We start from the raw sequence: 17602 nt of genomic DNA, 5'->3' as shown, positions 1-17602 counted from the left end.
CATTGCCCAGTGGGACGGGTTTTCGTGTCCTTTGAGTCTAAAAGAAGCCCTGCCCGTAATAGGTAGGGTCGGCTCAGGGGATGGGGTAGTTGGCAATCCCCTGAACTCCATGAATACCTTGCAGTCTGAGGTTGCAAGGGGCTAGAAGGGAGAATCCCCCGGTTTCTAACCGGGGGAGTGTCAAAGTGCCTTGTTGTTGGAAGACCCAGATCCCAATGTAGGGGTAGGAAGAGGTTCCTTAAGGATCCCTGGAAAAGTGGATCAACATTCGGGGTCTTCTCCCAGTTCTCGCAGCCGTTGGGCTAGGCGCTCGGCTCGGGCGCGTTCTAGATCTGCCCGTTGCCGTTCCAGTTCTGCCCGTTGCCGTTCTAGGTCTGCCCGTTGCCGTTCCAGTTCTGCCCCGGTGGGCAACAATTGCCCTGCCCTATCGTACCAGCGCACCCAAAAACGTTCTCGGCCCTCATAGGATCCCCACCATCGACCGACACACAAGTCTAAATCCGGCAGTAGGATCGGGGCCTGTTCTCCAGCGCCTGAGTTGGCCAGTAGCTCATAGTGTCCCCCCTGGAGTTGATAAACGTTCAGCTCAGCAGTCTCTAACTCGAAGGTGACGTAATACGGGATCCGCAGCCGTCGTTCGTAGAGTTGAAACTTGGCTTGGCCGGGTTTTTCTTCCCCTTGATCGTTGCAGATAATCTCTAAGACCAGAGCAGGCAAGATATTGCCCTCATCCCAAACCACATAACTTTTGCGAGCGCTGCCATCCCGCCAACGGGGCACCCCCACCACCAAAAACAAATCCGGGACAATCACCTGCCGGGGTAAAGCATAGTAAAGGCCCATATTGCAGGCAACAAAAAAGTCTTGTCGTTCTGACCAGTGCAACAGCAAGGGATCCCGTAGTAGGGGGTATTGGCGGCCTTGATCCTCATTGTCCAAGGGGGTATCGTCCGTATCCGGCAAGTCGTGTTGGGTGGGCCAGCGATAGGAGCTAACAGTCATGGCCACTCAGGAGCAGTATTCTCCCACTGTAACGGATGGGCTGGTTCAGGGTGTGGACTTCCTTTTGCACCCCGTTTTCCAGTCACGATTGCATCTGGCTCATCGCCTCTAGGTTCAAAACCTCCGCCACCTGTTCGGGAGTCATCAACTGGCGCTCTAGAACAATTTCCCGGATCGATTGCCCCGTTTCCAGAGAGGTTTTGGCCACCTCTGCCGCTTGTAAATAGCCGATGTAGGGGTTAAGGGCGGTTACCAAAGCGAGGGTTCCTTCCGCAAAGTGGCGACAGCGTTCCGGTTGGGCTGTTATCCCTTGAATGCAGCGCTCCGTAAAGACCCGCAGGCTGTTATTCAAGATCTGCAAACTGTGCAGAAGATTGTAGGCAATCAGGGGCATCATCACGTTCAGCTCAAATTGTCCAGCTTGAGCACAAAGGGTAATTGCCCCATCCAATCCAATCACCTGAAAGCAGACCATGTTCAGCATTTCTGCCATCACCGGGTTATACTTGCCCGGCATAATCGAGGATCCCGGTTGTACTGGCGGCAGCTGGATCTCTTTAAAGCCGGTTTTGGGACCCGAATCCATGAGGCGCAAATCGTTGGCCAGTTTGCAGCAGTCCTGGGCCAGATTACGCAGGGATCCCGACAGATGGACAAAAGGGGCCATGCTTTGCATCGCCGCCATGGGATGGGGAGCCGGGATCAAGGGCAGTTGTGTCAACTCGGCCAAGTAGGCAATCACCCGTTGCCGGTAGTGGGGATGGGTATTGAGACCAGTCCCCACAGCACTCCCCCCCAAACCCAATTGGCAAAGGGCTTGACTGGCCTGCTCAATCCACTGGCGATGTTGGGCCAAGATAGCGGCATAAGCACCAAAGCTATCGCCTAACCGGATGGGGACCGCATCCTGTAGATGGGTGCGACCGGCTTTTAGGATGGGTTGAAACTCGGTTGCTTTTTGCTCAAGCGCCGCCACCAAGTGCTCCAAAGTGGGCAGTAGGCACCGCCGCACCTGCAACAGCGCCGCTAGCCGCATTGCGGTGGGGATGACATCGTTGGTGGATTGGCCGTAGTTGACGTGGTCGTTGGGGCTGACCCGCTCGTAGCGACCCTTGGCTTCTCCCAAGATCTCCAAGGCTCGATTGGCCAGTACCTCGTTGACATTCATGTGGTGGGAGGTACCCGCCCCCGCCTGATAGACATCCACCACGAATTGATCCCGCAGGGATCCCTGTAAAATTTCCTCCGCCGCCTGTTCAATTGCCTCCGCCACATCTGCCGGAATACAACCCAGCTCTCCGTTCACTTTGGCAGCCGCTTTTTTGATCAGCAGACAGGCATCCACATACTCCGGCAAGGGCTTGAGACCACTGATGGGGAAGTTCTCTAGCGCGCGGGCGGTTTGAATGCCGTAATAGACCGACTGCGGCAGTTGCCGCTCCCCCATCGAGTCCCGTTCGCTGCGCACCTGAGCCAATGGAATCTCCTCAAGAGGCCTTCTCTTTGAGCAGGCTGGCCAGTTGCTGGCTGATGCGGTCATTGTTTTCTGCTAAGACCAAAACCATGGCGGCACAAGCCAATTGAACCCCGGCCCGGAATTGAGCGGAGGACTTGTACTGAGTTAGAGCCTCGCTATCCCCTTCGCGCCCACTCAGGATTAATTGCGCCGACTTTTGGGCCAATTCCGTCAGTTCCCGTTGTGATAAACCTACTTGCACTGCTCTTGCCCTCCTTCGCTAGCCCCAGTGGAAAGAATAACCTGGATCCCGCCGGAGTCTTGGATGCTCCTAAGCAGAATCGTTACTTTGGTCATCCTACCGTGGTTGTAGCCCCAATCTGGCAGAATCCCCAAGTGAGCGGGCCTTGACAACCCCAGAACGAAACAGGAAATGCTAGCTAATATAGGTGAAGTATGCCTTGCCCTTCTGACCGATGTTTTGTCCCTGAGGGCGCACCCCCATCGGTCAGCGTCGGCAAGATGAGATTCACTGTCCCTTCGTTCATCTCATAGAGAGGAAAACTTGACCTTAGAACGTCCATTTGACCGCTTTCCCCGCAAGCAGCGTGCAGAGCTGCCGAACATTAACGAGCGCATTCGTTTCCCCAAAATCCGTCTCATCGACACCGACGGTGGGCAACTGGGGATTATGAGCCCACGTGAAGCCCTGCGTTTGGCGGAAGAAAAGGATCTGGATTTGGTGTTGGTAAGCGACAAAGCGGATCCGCCCGTCTGCCGCATTATGGACTACGGCAAGTTCAAGTTTGAGAAAGAGAAAAAAGAACGGGAGGCGCGCAAGAAACAACACACTGCTGAAGTCAAGGAAGTGAAGTTTCGTTACAACATTGGCGAACACGATTACAATGTGCGCCTGCGCAGTGCCCAGCAATTTATGGCGGATGGAGACAAGGTGAAAGCGACCGTGATGTTCCGTGGTCGGGAAGCTCAACACGCCGAGTTGGGCGAAGAGCTATTACATCGTCTATTCAAAGACCTAGAGGATATTGCAGAAATGCAGCAGCCGCCTCGCAAAGAAGGGCGAAACATCATTATGATCCTCTCCCCCAAGAAATTAGCTTGAGGAGGGATCCCACCCATGAGCCTTTCTGTCGGGGATCCCGCCCCTGACTTTACTTTGCCGGATGCTGAGGGTAACCTCGTTTCCTTGAGCAATCTGCGCGGGCAGCGGGTCGTTCTTTACTTTTACCCCCGTGATAATACCCCCGGCTGCACCAAAGAAGCCTGTGGTTTTCGCGATGCTTACGCAGACTATCAGGCGCAAGGGATCCATCTATTGGGGGTGAGCGCCGACGATGCCCGTTCCCATCAAAAATTTGCCCAGAAATTGCGGTTGCCCTTTCCATTGTTGGTGGATGAGGGGGCAAAGGTGGCCACAGCCTATGGGGTATTTGGCCCGAAAAAGTTCATGGGTAAGGAGTATAACGGTATCCACCGCACCACCTTCGTCATCGACCCGGAAGGCAAGATTGAAGCGATTGTCAGCAAGGTCAAAGTGGAAACCCATGCGGTGGATCTGCTGAAACAGTTGGCAACTCGTTAGAATTTGCGAAATCCCCATCTCTTTTGGGGGAAAATTCTGTAATCTGCGAACCCCCTGATGTCAGGGATCCCGGACAGAGATTAAACTGCTGCACATTCCCCTCTGGCTTGGGTTGTGTCCCGACGTGCCCGTACCAACAAGTCCATCCACGACACTTACCAGCTATTGGGTGTGGCCGGGCAAGGGCAGTATGGCCGGGTCCTTTGTGCCCGTCCGCACCAGGGAGGGGAGTTGGTGGCTCTTAAGGAGTTGCAAACCCAGCGCTTTCCCACCCACAACCTGCTGCGGGAACTGCGCTATCTGCTCACCCTCAACCACCCCAATATCACCCGTTGCTATGCCCTCGAACATGCTCGGGAGGGACGATATTTGGTGCTGGAGTACTGCGAGGGGGGCACTCTCCGGGATCTGATCAACCAGGTGGAACAGGGGCTGTGGTTACCGGTGAAGCAGGTTTTGGGCTTTGCCGATCAAATCTTGGCCGGGTTGGTCCATGCCCACCAACAGGGGGTGATCCATTGCGATATCAAGCCGGAGAATATTCTGCTCAAACCCACGCCTCAGGGGTGGCAGCTGAAACTGACGGATTTTGGCATTGCCCGCCACCCGGAACCCATTGCCGGAGAAATCACCGCTACCGGATCCCCGGCCTATATGGCTCCAGAACGGTTTTATGGACATTTCAGTCCGGCTTCCGATCTTTACGCCGTTGGCATCATCCTGGTGGAGCTTCTGACCGGTCAGCGGCCTTTTTCGGGATCCCCTAGTCAACTGATGTATGCCCATCTGAATCAACCGTTTGTCTGCCCCTCTGGGATTCCCGATCCTCTGCAAACCCTTTTGGAGGTTTCGCTGCGCAAATTGCCCCCGCGTCGGTTTCGCACCGCGGCAGAAATGCGTTCGGCCCTGGCTGTTTTCGCCCAAGAATGGCAAGAGCCCGACAGTTGCTGGGTGGGGCCTCGCCTGCCCACTTTGTCACCCCCGGTGGTGCAGGTTTGGGCAGCAACTGTCGAAGATACTCAAAAAAAAGAAGATGAAGATAAAGAAGATTACCTGCCGCTTGCAGGTATGGATCCCTCATCCGTGCAGCAGCTACAGGTTTTGCAGGATCCGGCGGGCGTGGGATCCCCGCTGCTGCTGCGGGCAACGGAGAAAGCGGTGGAATGGTTACCTTTGGAAAGTTTACAGGAGGGCGGCTCAAACAGTTCAACAGGATCTCCGCCTCTCCACCGTCACGTCCTCAGCGAGCCACTTCGGCAGTTGTTCCCTCTGGATACCTTTCCAGAGGCTTTGGCCCTTTCTAAAAACAGTGTGGTTCACCTCAGCCCTGGCCGTATTCGTACCCTGCTCAGTTTTGAAGAGGATTGGCAAGCCACCTGGATTCCAGCTCGGCAGCAGTTGTTTTGGGCAACCGCAACCGAGTTGGGAGCCATTCAACTCCACCCTTATTCCCCGACCTCTGCCCAAGACACTCTATTCCCAGACTCTCATCGTTACTTCCGTTGGCCTCTCCAGGCTCTCCAACCGGGTTGGAAGGGGGGAACACCCAAATTGCTCATCCTGGCGGATCATCTGGTGCTGCTTTCCTCCCGTCCTGGTTACCCCCTGGACATGTACCTTTTGCCTTTGGCAACCGAACAGGCAGGCTTAGCCCCCAAAACGGGATCCCCCCCCCTGATCTATCGCCTGCCTTTGGATCCGGCGGCCAGGGTGATCAGCCTTGGGGAGCGGCTGCTGGTGGCTGAGGGGAGGGATCCCAAGCAGCGGGGAAACGAACTCCATCTTGCTCGGGCAAACGGTACGCCGGGTTATTATGGCCTGTGTTCGGTGCAGGTGAACCCTTTGCGGGTACGCTACTGGTTTCTCAACGAGATTCCCCGCCAAATCTGCAAAGCCCCTTGGGGGGTATTGTGGGTGGGTGTGGGTCGGGGAGCCAACGCAGGTGAAGCCTTGGGTCACCTCTGGCTCTATAGTGAAGCCGGGGATCCCTTGGCCAAATTGTCTCTGCCTGCCGGGGCAGAGGTATTGCGGGCGGGGCAGAAAGGACAGATATGGTTACGGGTGCCTAAGGCTGGAGATCTGCAGGGCCTAGAAGTTTGGCAGCTGGATTTGAACCAGCTTCAACTGAATGACTCCACCTCTGCTCCTAGGCTATGCATCGATGGCGATCACGACCGGATCGGATCTGGAATCTGTCTTGGCGCAACCCTTTTAGAGCCTGAGATTTTTCCCCTACGAGACTAAGATTTAGAATCTTTAGAATCTCTCCCAGTCCCGCTGCCCATCCCCCCAGGGAACGGGGCATCCTGTGTTGTTCAGTTTGTCTAGTCAGGAAAACCCAACCTTTGATGAGTCAGTACGAGCCAGAAAACCCTGCTATAGAAGCGGATCCCAATGCTTTGTTAACGCGGCTGCGGCGCAAAGAGGGCAGTTGGCTCGACTGGGCACAAGCCTGCCAAACTTTGCAACGCCAGAAGATGACTCCACAGGCGATCTTCGAAGCCACGGGGTTTGAGCCCATTCACCAAAACCAAATCGTGGTGGCTGCTCAAGTTTATGAGGGTATGGCTAAAGCTGGAGCCAGCCAAGCGATCCTGGAGTATTTTGGCCGCAAAGGCAGCGATATTCTCTACGAATTGCGCATGCTTTCCCCCAAAGACCGGGTGCAAGTGGCGGAACTGATCCTCAGTCGCAACTTAAATGCCGACGATGCCCACGAAATCGCTCGTGCCGTGAAAAATTACGCCCAACTGCAGAAGCCCCCGGAAGGGTTTGGGGATCACCCCGGCGATGCAGTCGCCTATCAAGCTTGGAAAACCGCTCGGCAAACCAGCGACTGGCAAGAGCGAACCCGTGCCATTGCTCGAGCCTTTCAATACGTCCACAGTGACGGGGCACGACAGCAAATTGAACAGCTTTTGTCCACAGGGGCCACCTCCCCACCGCGCAAACCCTTGCCTAAGCTATCGGTGTTTCGCTTGGAAGAGGATCTACCCCGGTTGCTGCCGGTGGTGGCATCCTTCCCCATACCTACTGCAGAGTGGGAACAGCTGGCCACCTTTGAACCAGAGGGGCCTTATCGCTGGGTCCACAGTCAGGGTCAACAGACTTGGGTGGCATTGCCGGCGTGGTCGGTGCTCCAATCGGCTGGCGATCCGGTGGCCATTCAAATTGAGAATCAACTGCTGGGCAAGCTGCTCAACCAGGAGATCCCGGCAGAAGAAGCCCAGGATCCGGTGCTGTTGGTGGTGGATCGGGCAGAGCGTCAGGGGCAATCGGAAGGCTTTTTCTTGGTGGATCAAGCAGGATCCCTGGGGGTGGAGTGGCAGGAAGGAGGAAGCTCAGTTCCCCTCTTGGGTCGGGTGCTGATGGCGGTGCGTCCACCTCGGATTTTTGATGAGGTGGTGGCTCAGGATCCCTGGCAGTTGGATGAATAGACCCTTCAACCTATTTCGAGAGGTGGGTGCGTTATCAGGCTTAACCCAGGGATAACCCTGTCTTTACTTCAGAGAGAAAGGCAAACGGTAAGGTGTTGTCAGGAACACGTATTCCTGGCCACACAAGTCAGCATCGATGGCAACTGTTAACGCTACACATGATGTCATGCATCGTTTGCTCGACCGCTTAAGTGACCGTGTCAGCAGGACAGAGTCCTTTCGCTGTTGGTTTGTGGGAGGGATCCCAGTCTCCAGTGTGCTCAGTTCGCCCTAGCGGAGCCAACCTATGCCTGAAACGATGCCCAGCCATTCTGCCGCCAGCCTGACGACTCGGGAGCGCCAGCTGCTGGAAGACCTCTACCGGGGACGCAATTTAACTCCCTACACCTGCGGTCAAAGGATTCCTTTGCCTCCTGAAGAGTGGGTGATCGTTTGCCGGGGAGTGGTACAACTCACGACCAGTTACCCAAATGGCAGCGAGGCGTTGTTGGGGTTTGCCGGGCCTTCTATGCCGCTAGGCTCCCCCCTGACGATGTTGGATCCCTATCAGGCAACCGCGCTAACGGCTGTGGATGTATTGCGGCTCTCAGCAGCAGAAGTGGAGACCTCAGAAGCCCTGAGCCAGGGTCTACTCAAACAGGTGATGCGTCGGTTGCGACAGACAGAAGCTTTGTTGGCTTTGGCAGGGCGGCGCCGAGTGGAAGATCGGTTGCGACAATTGCTCTCTTTGTTGGCGGTGGAACTGGGATCCCCAGTCGCTGGGGGGGTTCGCATCCAGGTGCGTCTCACCCATCAGGATCTGGCCAATGTCATTGGTACAACCCGCGTCACCATTACCCGCCTCTTGAATCGCTTTCGTCAGCAGGGGTGGATTACGGTGGATAGGCATCGCCATCTTGTGCTCAAACTCGTCGATGCCGCCTGAGGTTCCCGCCGCAACTTCGATAGCTTGGGTTACGGGCATTACCGGCTACTGGGGTCGGAATGTCGCCCTTTGCTTGCTGCGACGAGGATGGCAGGTGGTGGGGATATCCCGCTCACAACCCCAAGAGCTTGAGAACTGGGCCACTGCCCAAGGCAAAAAGTTGGTTTGGTATCGGTTGGATTTGGCCAGCTCAAACTGGGATCCACCCCCGGGATCCCCGCAGGCAATCTTTCACTGTGCCGCGCTGTTTGAGCAGGATCTGGCCGTGATGATGCAAGTGAATGTGTTGGGGCCCATCCAGCTGATCGAGCAAGGGATCCAGACCATGTCCCGCTGTCGCGAGGGGGGGCGCATTGGGGTGTTTCTTGAGCAAAATGGCCGCATCGGCTTACCCGGCTTGGAAAAGTTTAGCGCGACATAGGCTGCCCTCTGGACATGGGCCGAAGCTCGCTCCAGATCCCTAGTGGGTTCCCCCCTCTCTTTGAGCCTGGTGTTTCCCCCGCGTGCCCCTTCCGGGTTGCAAGCCCAGTTGGCCGGTCAACTCAGTCGCCCACCCAAGATTCGCAAACGCCCGCAGGCGGATCCCTTGGTGCAGGGAGTATTGGCGGGACGGCGTCGGGTGGGTCGTTGGCCCTGGTTGGCGGCAGTTTCTACTTTACTGTGGTAGAGAACCTTTAGGCCAAGCTGGGGACAGGAGCGGCACTGGGTACCGATTTGCGCCAAGCCTTGGGCTGCTGGAATTTGTGCAAATCCTGGATCAGTTGCACCCAGCCATCCGACATTGACTCCACCAAAAGCTTGCCTTTTTCCGCTGTGGCAGCCGTCGCATCCCCAAGGACACCACTTTGGGTGAGGTCACGGGTCACCCAAGCAAACGGGATCGCCCCTTCCATGCTGAGCAGGCTATTCTCTGGCAAATCATGAGGATACTCGCACACCAGCTTATCGGTACGGACGGTGTCGGGCAGGATGTGCATGAGGATGCTGGTTTCGCCATCGCCAGCATGAATGCCCAATTCCCGCTCTTTCTCCGTAAACAGATCCCGCCCTTCGTGGGGGACACGCCACGCCGCTACCGGAAAGAGCATGAAATCTTCGTACTTTTGATGCACATCCCGCGCCACAATCTCCAGCACCTGCGGTTGTCCGCCATGAGAGTTGAGGAAGACCAGCTTGCGAAAACCGGCCCGGTAAATGCTTTCGGCCACCTCGGTTAGCACCGCCATCAGGGTTTGAGCCGTGAGGGCAATGGTGCCGGGGAAGTGCCAGTGCTCATTGGCCTTGCCGTAGCATTGGGTGGGCAAAACATAGGCCGGGATCCCGGGATCCAATTTTTCCATCGCGCGCCCAATGATGGCTGTACCAATAGCCGCATCCACCACCAGCGGCAGATGCGGTCCGTGTTGTTCAATTGAGGCGACCGGCTGGATGATCACCACATTCTCTTTGTCGGGCATGGCCTGGATCTCTGTCCAAGTCAAGTAGGGGAAGAAGCGGTGGGGTGGAACAAAAGTATGCATCATGGCAGGATCAGTACAAATTCCGATAAAGAGTTGTCTAGCACGATGCCACAAAATTGGGTTCACGAAATGTCTGCGATGGACCGAATCCGGTGACCCTTTCTTGGGATCCCTAGCCAACTCACCCGTGCAATAAGACGGAAAATCTCTTCCGTTAGGATAAGAACAGTTTGTGTCAACTTAAGCTGGGTGTCTGCATGACTTGGTTGCCCCGTTTGCCTGCCAAATGTGGTTCTGTAGAGGCGATTGACTCAACTCTCAACTTGGAGGGACGCCCTTTACCACCCTCACTGGAAGGGATCTCTACGTCGCCGCCGCGCCCCATCCTCACCCTGCAAGGGCTGCAAGCCACTCTATACGTGGAGTTGATTCAGGCTTCTCCCCACAACCCTAGGTCAGGTTGGGACACTCCTTACCCCACCAGGCCAGGAAGACCAGCCGGATCCACAACCCTGCTCTGGGTACGGCCTCTCTTGCTCAAGCAGGGATCCCAGGTATGGAACCTCCACCCCACCTCCGATTTGCTTTGGCCAGCCGCCGGGTTTACCCCCGCCTATGCCGAGGAGGTGCTACCCCTCATGGAGCAGGCCAGGGATCCAGAGGGCTCGGAACTGTCAGCCCGCCAGTTGTTGCAGGAGTTTTTGCGACAAGCCTGGAAACGGCCCAATTAGAACTCTCAGGCTCTCGGGTGGGCAGCAGCCAAGCCCTGCAAAGCTGATTCCAATAGCGCCAGAGCCTGGTCAATTTCGGCAGGAGTGACGATCAACGGCGGCACAAAGCGCACCACCTGGGGCCCAGCCGGCACCAACAACAGACCTGCATCCATGGCTGCCTTCACCACTTCTGAAGCCGGGATCCGCACCTGCAACCCCTGGATCAGGCCCCAACCCCGTACCTGCTGGATCAGCTGGGGGAATCGTTCTGCCAGTCGGGATAAGCCTTGGCGCAAATAGGCTCCGGTTTGCTGGGCATTCCAAACCAAACTTTCCAACATCAAGGTGCGACAGACCGCCAAGCCCACCGCACAAGCCAAAGGATTGCCCCCAAAGGTGCTGGCATGATCTCCCGGCTGAAACACGGCACAAAAATCTTTCGCCAATAAGGCCCCAATCGGGATCCCGCCCGCCAAACCCTTGGCCAGAGTGAAAATATCTGGCTCCACCCCCAGGTTGCAGTGGCCCCAGAGCATCCCTGTACGGCCCATGCCCACCTGCACCTCATCCAAAATCAGCAAAATGCCCCGCTGGGTACACACCTGGCGCAACCACTGAAAATAGGCGGGATCCCCGGGTAACACCCCCCCTTCTCCCTGGAGCGGCTCCAGTAGCACAGCGCAGACCCGTTCGCCCCATTGGTTCAAGACGGCCTCAGTGCCCTCCATGTCGTTGTAGGGGATATAGGCAAAACCGGGGACAAGGGGGGCAAAGTCTTTTTGGTACTTGGGCTGGCCGGTGGCGGTGACGGTGGCTAGGGTACGGCCATGAAAACTGGCATGAGCGGTGAGAATCACCGGATCTGGGATCCCACGCACGGTGTGGGCGTATTTACGGGCCAACTTGATTGCCCCTTCATTGGCCTCCGCGCCAGAGTTGCAGAAAAACACCTTGTCGGCACAAGAATGTTGGGTCAACCATTGGGCCAGTTGCGCTTGCGGGGGATTGTAGTAGAGGTTGGAAATGTGGTGCAGTCGTTGTGCCTGTTCTGTCAGCGCCTGAATCCAAACCGGGTGAGCATGGCCCAAGGTGCAGGTGGCAATACCGGCAACAAAATCAAGATACTCGCGCCCCTGGTCATCCCAAACGCGACACCCCTGCCCGCGCACCAACGTCAGGGGATAGCGCCCATAGGTGGACATCACATGGTCAGCAAACAGCTCGGCGGTTGTCCGGGATCCGGTGGTGGTGTCAGCAAGGGTAGAAGTCAGGGGTGACATAGCTCAGAGGTACTGAAGTGTGGGTAAGATACACAATCCTTTGAGTGTATCACTGGGCTTTAGAAACTCCGTCCCACTGAGGCGATCGTGCTCCGCACGACCCGGAGGGTCATTGGGATGATATTCTGGCGAGGCTCAAGGATAAGGGATCCATATAAATAAATGTCGCGGCGGGGGGTTACCGTATGGTTTACAGGGCTGAGTGGAGCGGGCAAAACCACCCTGAGTCGGGGCGTGGCGCAACAGTTGCGGGCTTGGGGGTTGCCGGTGGAGGTGCTAGACGGGGATGTGGTGCGGCAACATCTCACCAAAGGGCTGGGCTTTAGCAAGGGGGATCGGGATGAGAACATTCGCCGCATTGGCTTTGTAGCAGGACTTTTGACCCGACAGGGGGTGATCGTGCTGGTTTCGGCCATTTCCCCCTACCGAGCGGTACGGCAGGAAGTGCGTCAGCAGATTGGCGACTTTATCGAAGTGTTTGTGGATGCGCCGCTGGCGGTGTGCGAAAGCCGGGATGTGAAAGGACTTTACCAAAAAGCGCGAGCCGGGTTGATCCAGAACTTTACTGGCATCGACGATCCTTACGAACCGCCAGACCACCCGGAAGTGATTTGCAAAACGGCCGAACACAGCATCTCCGAAAATGTTCATCAGGTGATGCAATATTTACAAGATAAAGGGTACCTCTAGTTCATTCCTGACGTGATTCTTCACTGGACATGACATCCCCCCATCGCGCCGGTTTGTCCCTCTCCCAATGGCCTTGGCTAATGCTGTCAGGGGCGGTGCTGCTCTTTCTCCATCTGCCGTTGCTGGTGATCATCCTTTATGCCTTTACTCCTGATGAAGCCACCCTGCGCTTTCCGTTGCCGGGGCTGACATGGCATTGGTTTGCAGTGGCTTGGGGACGGGCGGATATTTGGCGAGCTTTGTTTTTATCGGTGCGGGTGGCACTGGTGGCTACAGGGGTGGCCGTGGTGCTGGGATCCCTGGCAGCAGCGGCAGTCTATCGCAGTCAATTTTTTGGTCGTGAAACGATTTCTTTTTTGGTGCTGTTGCCGATTGCTTTACCGGGGATTGTCTCCGGCATTGCTCTGCGCTCGGCAATCAATTTACTGCACATTCCCTTTAGCTTTTGGACGATTGTCATCGGTCATGCCACCTTTTGCTTGGTGGTGGTATACAACAACGTGCTGGCCCGCTTTCGCCGCATGGGTCGCTCACAACTGGAAGCCTCTGCGGACTTGGGGGCCAATCCTCTGCAAACCTTTCGTTACATCCTCTTACCGGAACTGGCCACAGCCCTACTGGCGGGATCCCTGCTGGCTTTTGCCCTGTCTTTTGATGAGATCATCGTCACCACCTTCACCGCTGGGCAGCAACAAACGTTGCCGATTTGGGTATTTAGCCAACTAACCAAGCCCCGACAGCGCCCGGTGATCAATGTGGTGGCTTTGGGGGTGATTAGCTTGACTGTGCTGCCCATCTGGCTAACCCATCGCTTTACCCAAGAGAAGACCACCCCTCGCTAACCCCACCTCGAACCTGCTTAACAAGATGAAGCATCGGGTCTGGTGGATCCCGGATCCCTTGTGGGAAGATATAAACAAGCATTTCATTTCTGAGAATCGGGGCACTTATGGCGATCACTCGTGGCGGACGGGGCTCCTCAACGCGGGCCAGCAGTGAGGGAAATCCTGCTAAGTTCATGGAAATGGCCAGTTCCTTGTTGAATATCCGCACTCGTCAAGGCAGCGGCAAGAAGGTAAAAGACCGGGCTTCCTATGGCACTGCGGGCAATCCGCGAGAGTTTATGGAAATGGCCAGTGAGCTGCGCCGAGCTACACAACAGCAGGGGCAGTAGCTGATTCTATTGGTTCTGAATATAGCAATCCAGTCTGAGTCGCAAGAAATTGTCTGCCTAGCAGTCGCTACTGAGAAAAAAAGCGGATCAACAACAGTTCTCATAACTCAGTGTGGATTGCTGTGCTGTACTTGCTAGTGTCTCATTAGGGGTCGGTTGGAAGGGATCCCGGCTAAGCGGGGGTTGTGAACCTTTGAGGTGGTGGCTCCCTAGAGAAAACTCTATTTTTTTCTGATTGAACCACCGTAATTTCTATTGAAGAAGCAACCCCATATACACAGCTTTTCGATTCAAGAATGCTAGGGTTCTCCCGAAAGGAATTTGAGCACCAAGGCGTGTAACAAGCACCGAGCCACCTTCTCCCTGGAAATTCTATGAGATGGCAAGCCTACCGCAGAAGCCTGAAATGGCTGTGGATCCCTTTGCTGCTGGCTCTTTGACTGGGCCTAAAAGCCTGTGGTAGCGGGGGATCCCCGACTCTTTTGTTGCCAGCACAATCGGGAGTTGTGACTGTTGCAGAATCTGAGGTTCCTTTTAGCAAATCAAATGGAAGTGCTTTTACTTGCATCTACCCTCCTGGAGCATGCCCGTCACCCAATTTGCCTCCTCCGTCGGGTTTAGTGGAAAAATGGCAAGTTGACTACACACTAACTTGGGAAAATCAAGGCCAAAAATATACTAATGATTTCTCAGTTTTTGGGTGGCATTTCCAAGGGTTAGAGATTCTCAATACAGACTACCAACTTACTGCTGACCCTCAGTATTGGAAAGTCCTGCCAGCTCTCTACATGCTAGCTTCGGCTCCGGGATGGATCTCCAATGCCAATCCCTGTGGAGCACCAAGATATTACGGTTTATTTGGCGGTTTTTATACAAAGGTATTGAGCATCAGCATTACCAAGACAAAAGTTTTGGATACAGCATTTTGTCCTGAGCCAACACCAACTCCGACTCCGACTCCAACGCCTACACCTACACCAACACCGACCCCAACCCCCACACCTACGGCAACTCCCACCGCTCCGCCTACAAACCCGCCCCCTCCTCCACAGCCACCCCCGGATCCGGATCCCCCGCCGCCACCGCCTACTCCAACTCCCGATCCGTGTAAAGAAGGTAGGTTGCTAGATAGACCTGGTGGCTCTTCTGCAGATCCAGATAGAGTATTTCGAGCTTGTTTGAGAACCAATTCTCTAAACTACTGCATACAGCTCATCCGAGAGCTCTATGGGCCGAATGTCCCAATTCCAACCGTACCACCTGTTCCTGTCCCTCCAATTCCAGATCCGGTGCCCACTCGCACCCCAAGACCTACCCCAACACCTTCTCCGGCTCCACTTCCCACTCCTCCCGACTGCCCCACCCCAACTCCGACCCCTTGCCAAAGGCCCAGTTATCCCACCGACTGCCCGACCTACTGGACAAGGGATAAGGCCGATATTTCAACCCTGGATCCGCCTACTTGTGAATTACCGAATTTACCAGTTCAAACTCAATGCTATAAACACAGTGAAAATGGCCAGCGTAGGCGCTGTTACAAGGGTGAACCTTATCAATCACATCACATCATTCAGGAAGCTGCTGTCCGAGGAATCAATGGATATCCAAGAGGAGTTTCCAGCACTGCTCCTACTATACTGTTGACTATTCCCGCTCACCAGAGAGCAAATAGAGCACAGCCAAGACCTCGACCTAGTGGCACCTATGCAAGCGAGAGAGATATCGCTGAGACTTCTCTACAATCCTCTATGGAACTTAGCAGAAGTGAAATAGACTCCCAACTTATATGTGCTGACAGATATTTCAAGGAGGTTCTTGGTTTCGATGATGTCACAGCAACAAATCCAGTGAACTAAACTTGACAAATGGAAATAAAGCTATCGGAACTTATAGCTCCCTTAAAAGAGCTGACTCGCAGACTTATCTCAAGGGACTTTGTGAGTCTTGTGTCTGATGGACTGATAACTCACTTGCAAGCTGATGATTTCAATCGAGTCTTTAATGAATACCCATTTGAGGTAGTTAGTCCTCCCGATCAAGAATACTGGAGAGCACTGGGGGTCGCTGCAAACTCGTTTCTGAGAGACCAAATTACCCAAGGAGTGTTGCCGACAGATGAGAATTTCGAGCTTTATTCACAGGAAATGATAAATGCTATCTATATCCAACTCTGTCATTATGAGTTCGATATTGAAATTTTACTTGGGCCGGATCCACAAGTCATTCAGACTACTACATATATTTGTCTTTGTGTAGAGGCTAGGGTCTCACATGACAAGATCTCACTTGTTCCTATCAACATGTTTGTGAGTTAGTTTCATTTTTCTACACTACAGAAGATGTGCCTCAGGTGTTCAATGCCTGTTTGCGGTTGCCCTCTGTCCCGAGAACGCTCATCTAGGCCATCAATCAGGGGGTGATTGTTCTGGATCCTAGTTCTGGCTACACGAAGGTGACCTTTCTTGCCTATCTTGAGAACCTGATCCGCCAACTGGAGCAACAACCCACCCCCAGACCTACCCCTACCAGCAAACCTACCCCAACACCTTCTCCGGATCCGATCCCCACTCCTCCCGACTGCCCCACCCCAACTCCGACCCCTTGCCAAAGACCCAGTTATCCCACCGACTGCCCGACCTACTGGACAAGGGATAAGGCCGATATTTCAACCCTGGATCCGCCTACTTGTGAGTTGCCTTATATGCCCCCTCAAACTCAGTGCTACTCGCATTTCCAAAACAGCAGAAGAAGGAAAAACTGCTACCAGCAATGTAGTGATAGGTATGAGTCTCACCACATTGTACAGAACAAAGTTGCTATGAGATTAAGTGGAAGTGGAGGCCGTTACTCTAGCAGTCGAGCCCCAACCGTTCTCCTATGTGGCGGAGATAGTGCTAGAACCTCAAATACACCTCACAGATGCGCCAGTGACTATCAAGACAGTCTTCAGCCTCGCCAAATGACACTAGCTGAGGAGATACAGATTAGCAAAGGAGCTTTAGAAGCAGCTGTAACCTGTGCATCTGCAAAAGTCAATGATCCTACTTGGAGCTTTACAATACCTGAGGTTACGGTACAGATACAATGTGCAGAAGACTATTTTTATAGTGAACTTAGGCTTCCTTCCGATACGCTCATGAATCCTTTCCCCAACAGATTGGGGAGGAGCAATCTAGATGATGATGAAAACGAGGTTGAAGCTACTTATGAAGAATAACGAACTTCAAGATAGTCAAATAAAAAGTGCAGAGGCTTTCTTGCCTTCAATTAAAGAATTGGTTCAGAAATTGATATCTGGAGACATTGAGGGTTTTTCTGAAATAGGTGGGATCGGGATAGAAGAAGCATCGAATACGTATAGCTCTATGCTTAGGTTTCAGAAAAGGGTTTTAGAGGAATGTTTTCCTGATATTGAATGGAAGAAGCCACATGCCTTTACGATGCCTCCTGATGAAGCAATCATAGAAGCAGTTCATGAAAGTGCAACAGGAGATTTATTTGAAGAACTAGATCATGTTTATTCTCTGTATTGTCAAAAACAAATAAGCCAAGGGCTGAAGCCAAAACCTATGTCTGAGCTTGACCCGAACGGATTCATTCCAACTTTTGAAATAGTAGTAGGGCTTTTAGGCTATGTACCAAACAATACCAGCTGGGGAGTTGCACTTGATATGTGGTGTGGAGACTACCACACAGACTTAACACTGACGTTTGATGCCATCGTCAAAGATGGAGCCCTGATTGACTGACAAAAGCTGCTTACAGATAGCTGGGTGCCTTGCTGTGCGGTAGTTTTGGAGATTGAAGAGATGAAGGGGGAGCCAGCGTTCTAAGCTTAGATACCACTCAAAACCGTGAACGC

Annotated in this window: 18 protein-coding genes; 13 read left to right on the top strand and 5 right to left on the bottom strand. The window is 54.2% G+C overall.

The genetic code is table 11. The features are described from left to right. Positions 1 to 261 precede the first annotated feature (261 nt). The 3 genes from JX360_RS15555 to JX360_RS15545 form a co-directional block, all read right to left on the bottom strand. Entirely contained in the window at positions 262 to 1002 is a 741-nt protein-coding gene (locus JX360_RS15555) for a Uma2 family endonuclease (RefSeq protein ID WP_244352759.1), read from the bottom strand. Between the two features lie 82 nt (positions 1003 to 1084). Next, on the bottom strand, positions 1085 to 2470 hold the full coding sequence (locus JX360_RS15550) for an aspartate ammonia-lyase (RefSeq protein WP_244352761.1): 1386 nt from the start codon (positions 2468 to 2470) through the stop codon (positions 1085 to 1087). Between the two features lie 19 nt (positions 2471 to 2489). Then, a complete protein-coding gene (locus JX360_RS15545) occupies positions 2490 to 2720 on the bottom strand; it encodes a hypothetical protein (RefSeq protein ID WP_244352757.1) in 231 nt (76 codons plus the stop codon). Between the two features lie 354 nt (positions 2721 to 3074). Here JX360_RS15545 and infC point away from each other — a divergent pair, with 354 nt between their 5' ends. The 7 genes from infC to JX360_RS15510 all read left to right on the top strand — a co-directional run bounded on the left by infC (position 3075) and on the right by JX360_RS15510 (position 9090). Further along, positions 3075 to 3581 carry a translation initiation factor IF-3 gene (gene infC, locus JX360_RS15540; protein WP_425244426.1) on the top strand — a complete coding sequence of 169 codons (507 nt, stop codon included), beginning with the start codon at positions 3075 to 3077 and terminating at the stop codon, positions 3579 to 3581. A gap of 15 nt (positions 3582 to 3596) precedes the next feature. Then, positions 3597 to 4061, top strand: coding sequence for a thioredoxin-dependent thiol peroxidase (gene bcp / locus JX360_RS15535; protein ID WP_244352753.1), 465 nt, complete (start codon positions 3597 to 3599; stop codon positions 4059 to 4061). Between the two features lie 114 nt (positions 4062 to 4175). Beyond that, positions 4176 to 6305 (top strand): serine/threonine-protein kinase, encoded by a 2130-nt coding sequence (locus tag JX360_RS15530; protein WP_244352751.1) that lies wholly within the window; start codon positions 4176 to 4178, stop codon positions 6303 to 6305. A 104-nt stretch (positions 6306 to 6409) separates the two neighbouring features. After that, positions 6410 to 7498: a RuBisCO accumulation factor 1 gene (gene raf1 / locus JX360_RS15525; protein ID WP_244352749.1), complete on the top strand. Its 1089-nt coding sequence runs from the start codon at positions 6410 to 6412 to the stop codon at positions 7496 to 7498. A 286-nt stretch (positions 7499 to 7784) separates the two neighbouring features. Beyond that, complete coding sequence (locus JX360_RS15520; protein WP_244352747.1) at positions 7785 to 8423, top strand: Crp/Fnr family transcriptional regulator; 639 nt, start codon at positions 7785 to 7787, stop codon at positions 8421 to 8423. Then, positions 8413 to 8844: an NAD-dependent epimerase/dehydratase family protein gene (locus JX360_RS15515; protein WP_244352745.1), complete on the top strand. Its 432-nt coding sequence runs from the start codon at positions 8413 to 8415 to the stop codon at positions 8842 to 8844. The genes JX360_RS15520 and JX360_RS15515 overlap by 11 nt, the downstream gene beginning before the upstream one ends. 60 nt (positions 8845 to 8904) lie before the next feature. Then, positions 8905 to 9090, top strand: a complete 186-nt coding sequence (locus JX360_RS15510; RefSeq protein WP_244352743.1) for a hypothetical protein — start codon at positions 8905 to 8907, stop codon at positions 9088 to 9090. A gap of 7 nt (positions 9091 to 9097) precedes the next feature. Here JX360_RS15510 and JX360_RS15505 read toward each other — a convergent pair whose 3' ends face one another. After that, a complete protein-coding gene (locus JX360_RS15505) occupies positions 9098 to 9943 on the bottom strand; it encodes a creatininase family protein (protein WP_244352760.1) in 846 nt (281 codons plus the stop codon). Positions 9944 to 10140: 197 nt separating this feature from the next. On the opposite strand from JX360_RS15505, the gene JX360_RS15500 reads away from it, so the two are divergent. Beyond that, positions 10141 to 10614: a hypothetical protein gene (locus JX360_RS15500; RefSeq protein WP_244352741.1), complete on the top strand. Its 474-nt coding sequence runs from the start codon at positions 10141 to 10143 to the stop codon at positions 10612 to 10614. Between the two features lie 5 nt (positions 10615 to 10619). Here the strand turns inward: JX360_RS15500 and JX360_RS15495 are convergent, their stop codons facing one another. Beyond that, positions 10620 to 11876 carry an aspartate aminotransferase family protein gene (locus tag JX360_RS15495; protein WP_244352739.1) on the bottom strand — a complete coding sequence of 419 codons (1257 nt, stop codon included), beginning with the start codon at positions 11874 to 11876 and terminating at the stop codon, positions 10620 to 10622. Between the two features lie 162 nt (positions 11877 to 12038). Between JX360_RS15495 and cysC the strand changes: the two genes are divergently transcribed. The 5 genes from cysC (at position 12039) to JX360_RS15470 (ending at position 17489) form a co-directional block, all read left to right on the top strand. Further along, positions 12039 to 12566, top strand: coding sequence for an adenylyl-sulfate kinase (cysC, locus tag JX360_RS15490; RefSeq protein ID WP_244352737.1), 528 nt, complete (start codon positions 12039 to 12041; stop codon positions 12564 to 12566). 80 nt (positions 12567 to 12646) lie between these two features. Next, on the top strand, positions 12647 to 13408 hold the full coding sequence (locus tag JX360_RS15485; RefSeq protein WP_425244425.1) for an ABC transporter permease: 762 nt from the start codon (positions 12647 to 12649) through the stop codon (positions 13406 to 13408). A 107-nt stretch (positions 13409 to 13515) separates the two neighbouring features. Continuing rightward, the gene (locus JX360_RS15480; protein WP_244352733.1) at positions 13516 to 13740 is read left to right on the top strand and encodes a hypothetical protein; all 225 of its coding nucleotides are present in this window, start codon (positions 13516 to 13518) and stop codon (positions 13738 to 13740) included. A gap of 2959 nt (positions 13741 to 16699) precedes the next feature. Further along, positions 16700 to 16957, top strand: a complete 258-nt coding sequence (locus JX360_RS15475) for a hypothetical protein (protein ID WP_244352731.1) — start codon at positions 16700 to 16702, stop codon at positions 16955 to 16957. Then, positions 16947 to 17489: a hypothetical protein gene (locus JX360_RS15470; RefSeq protein WP_244352729.1), complete on the top strand. Its 543-nt coding sequence runs from the start codon at positions 16947 to 16949 to the stop codon at positions 17487 to 17489. The genes JX360_RS15475 and JX360_RS15470 overlap by 11 nt, the downstream gene beginning before the upstream one ends. Positions 17490 to 17602 lie beyond the last annotated feature (113 nt).

Origin of the sequence: Thermostichus vulcanus str. 'Rupite' (assembly GCF_022848905.1) — a bacterium.
GTDB classification, from domain to species: Bacteria; Cyanobacteriota; Cyanobacteriia; order Thermostichales; family Thermostichaceae; genus Thermostichus; species Thermostichus vulcanus_A.
The sequence above is the reverse complement of the archived record's forward strand: the minus strand, read 5'-3'. Positions and strand labels throughout refer to the sequence as shown.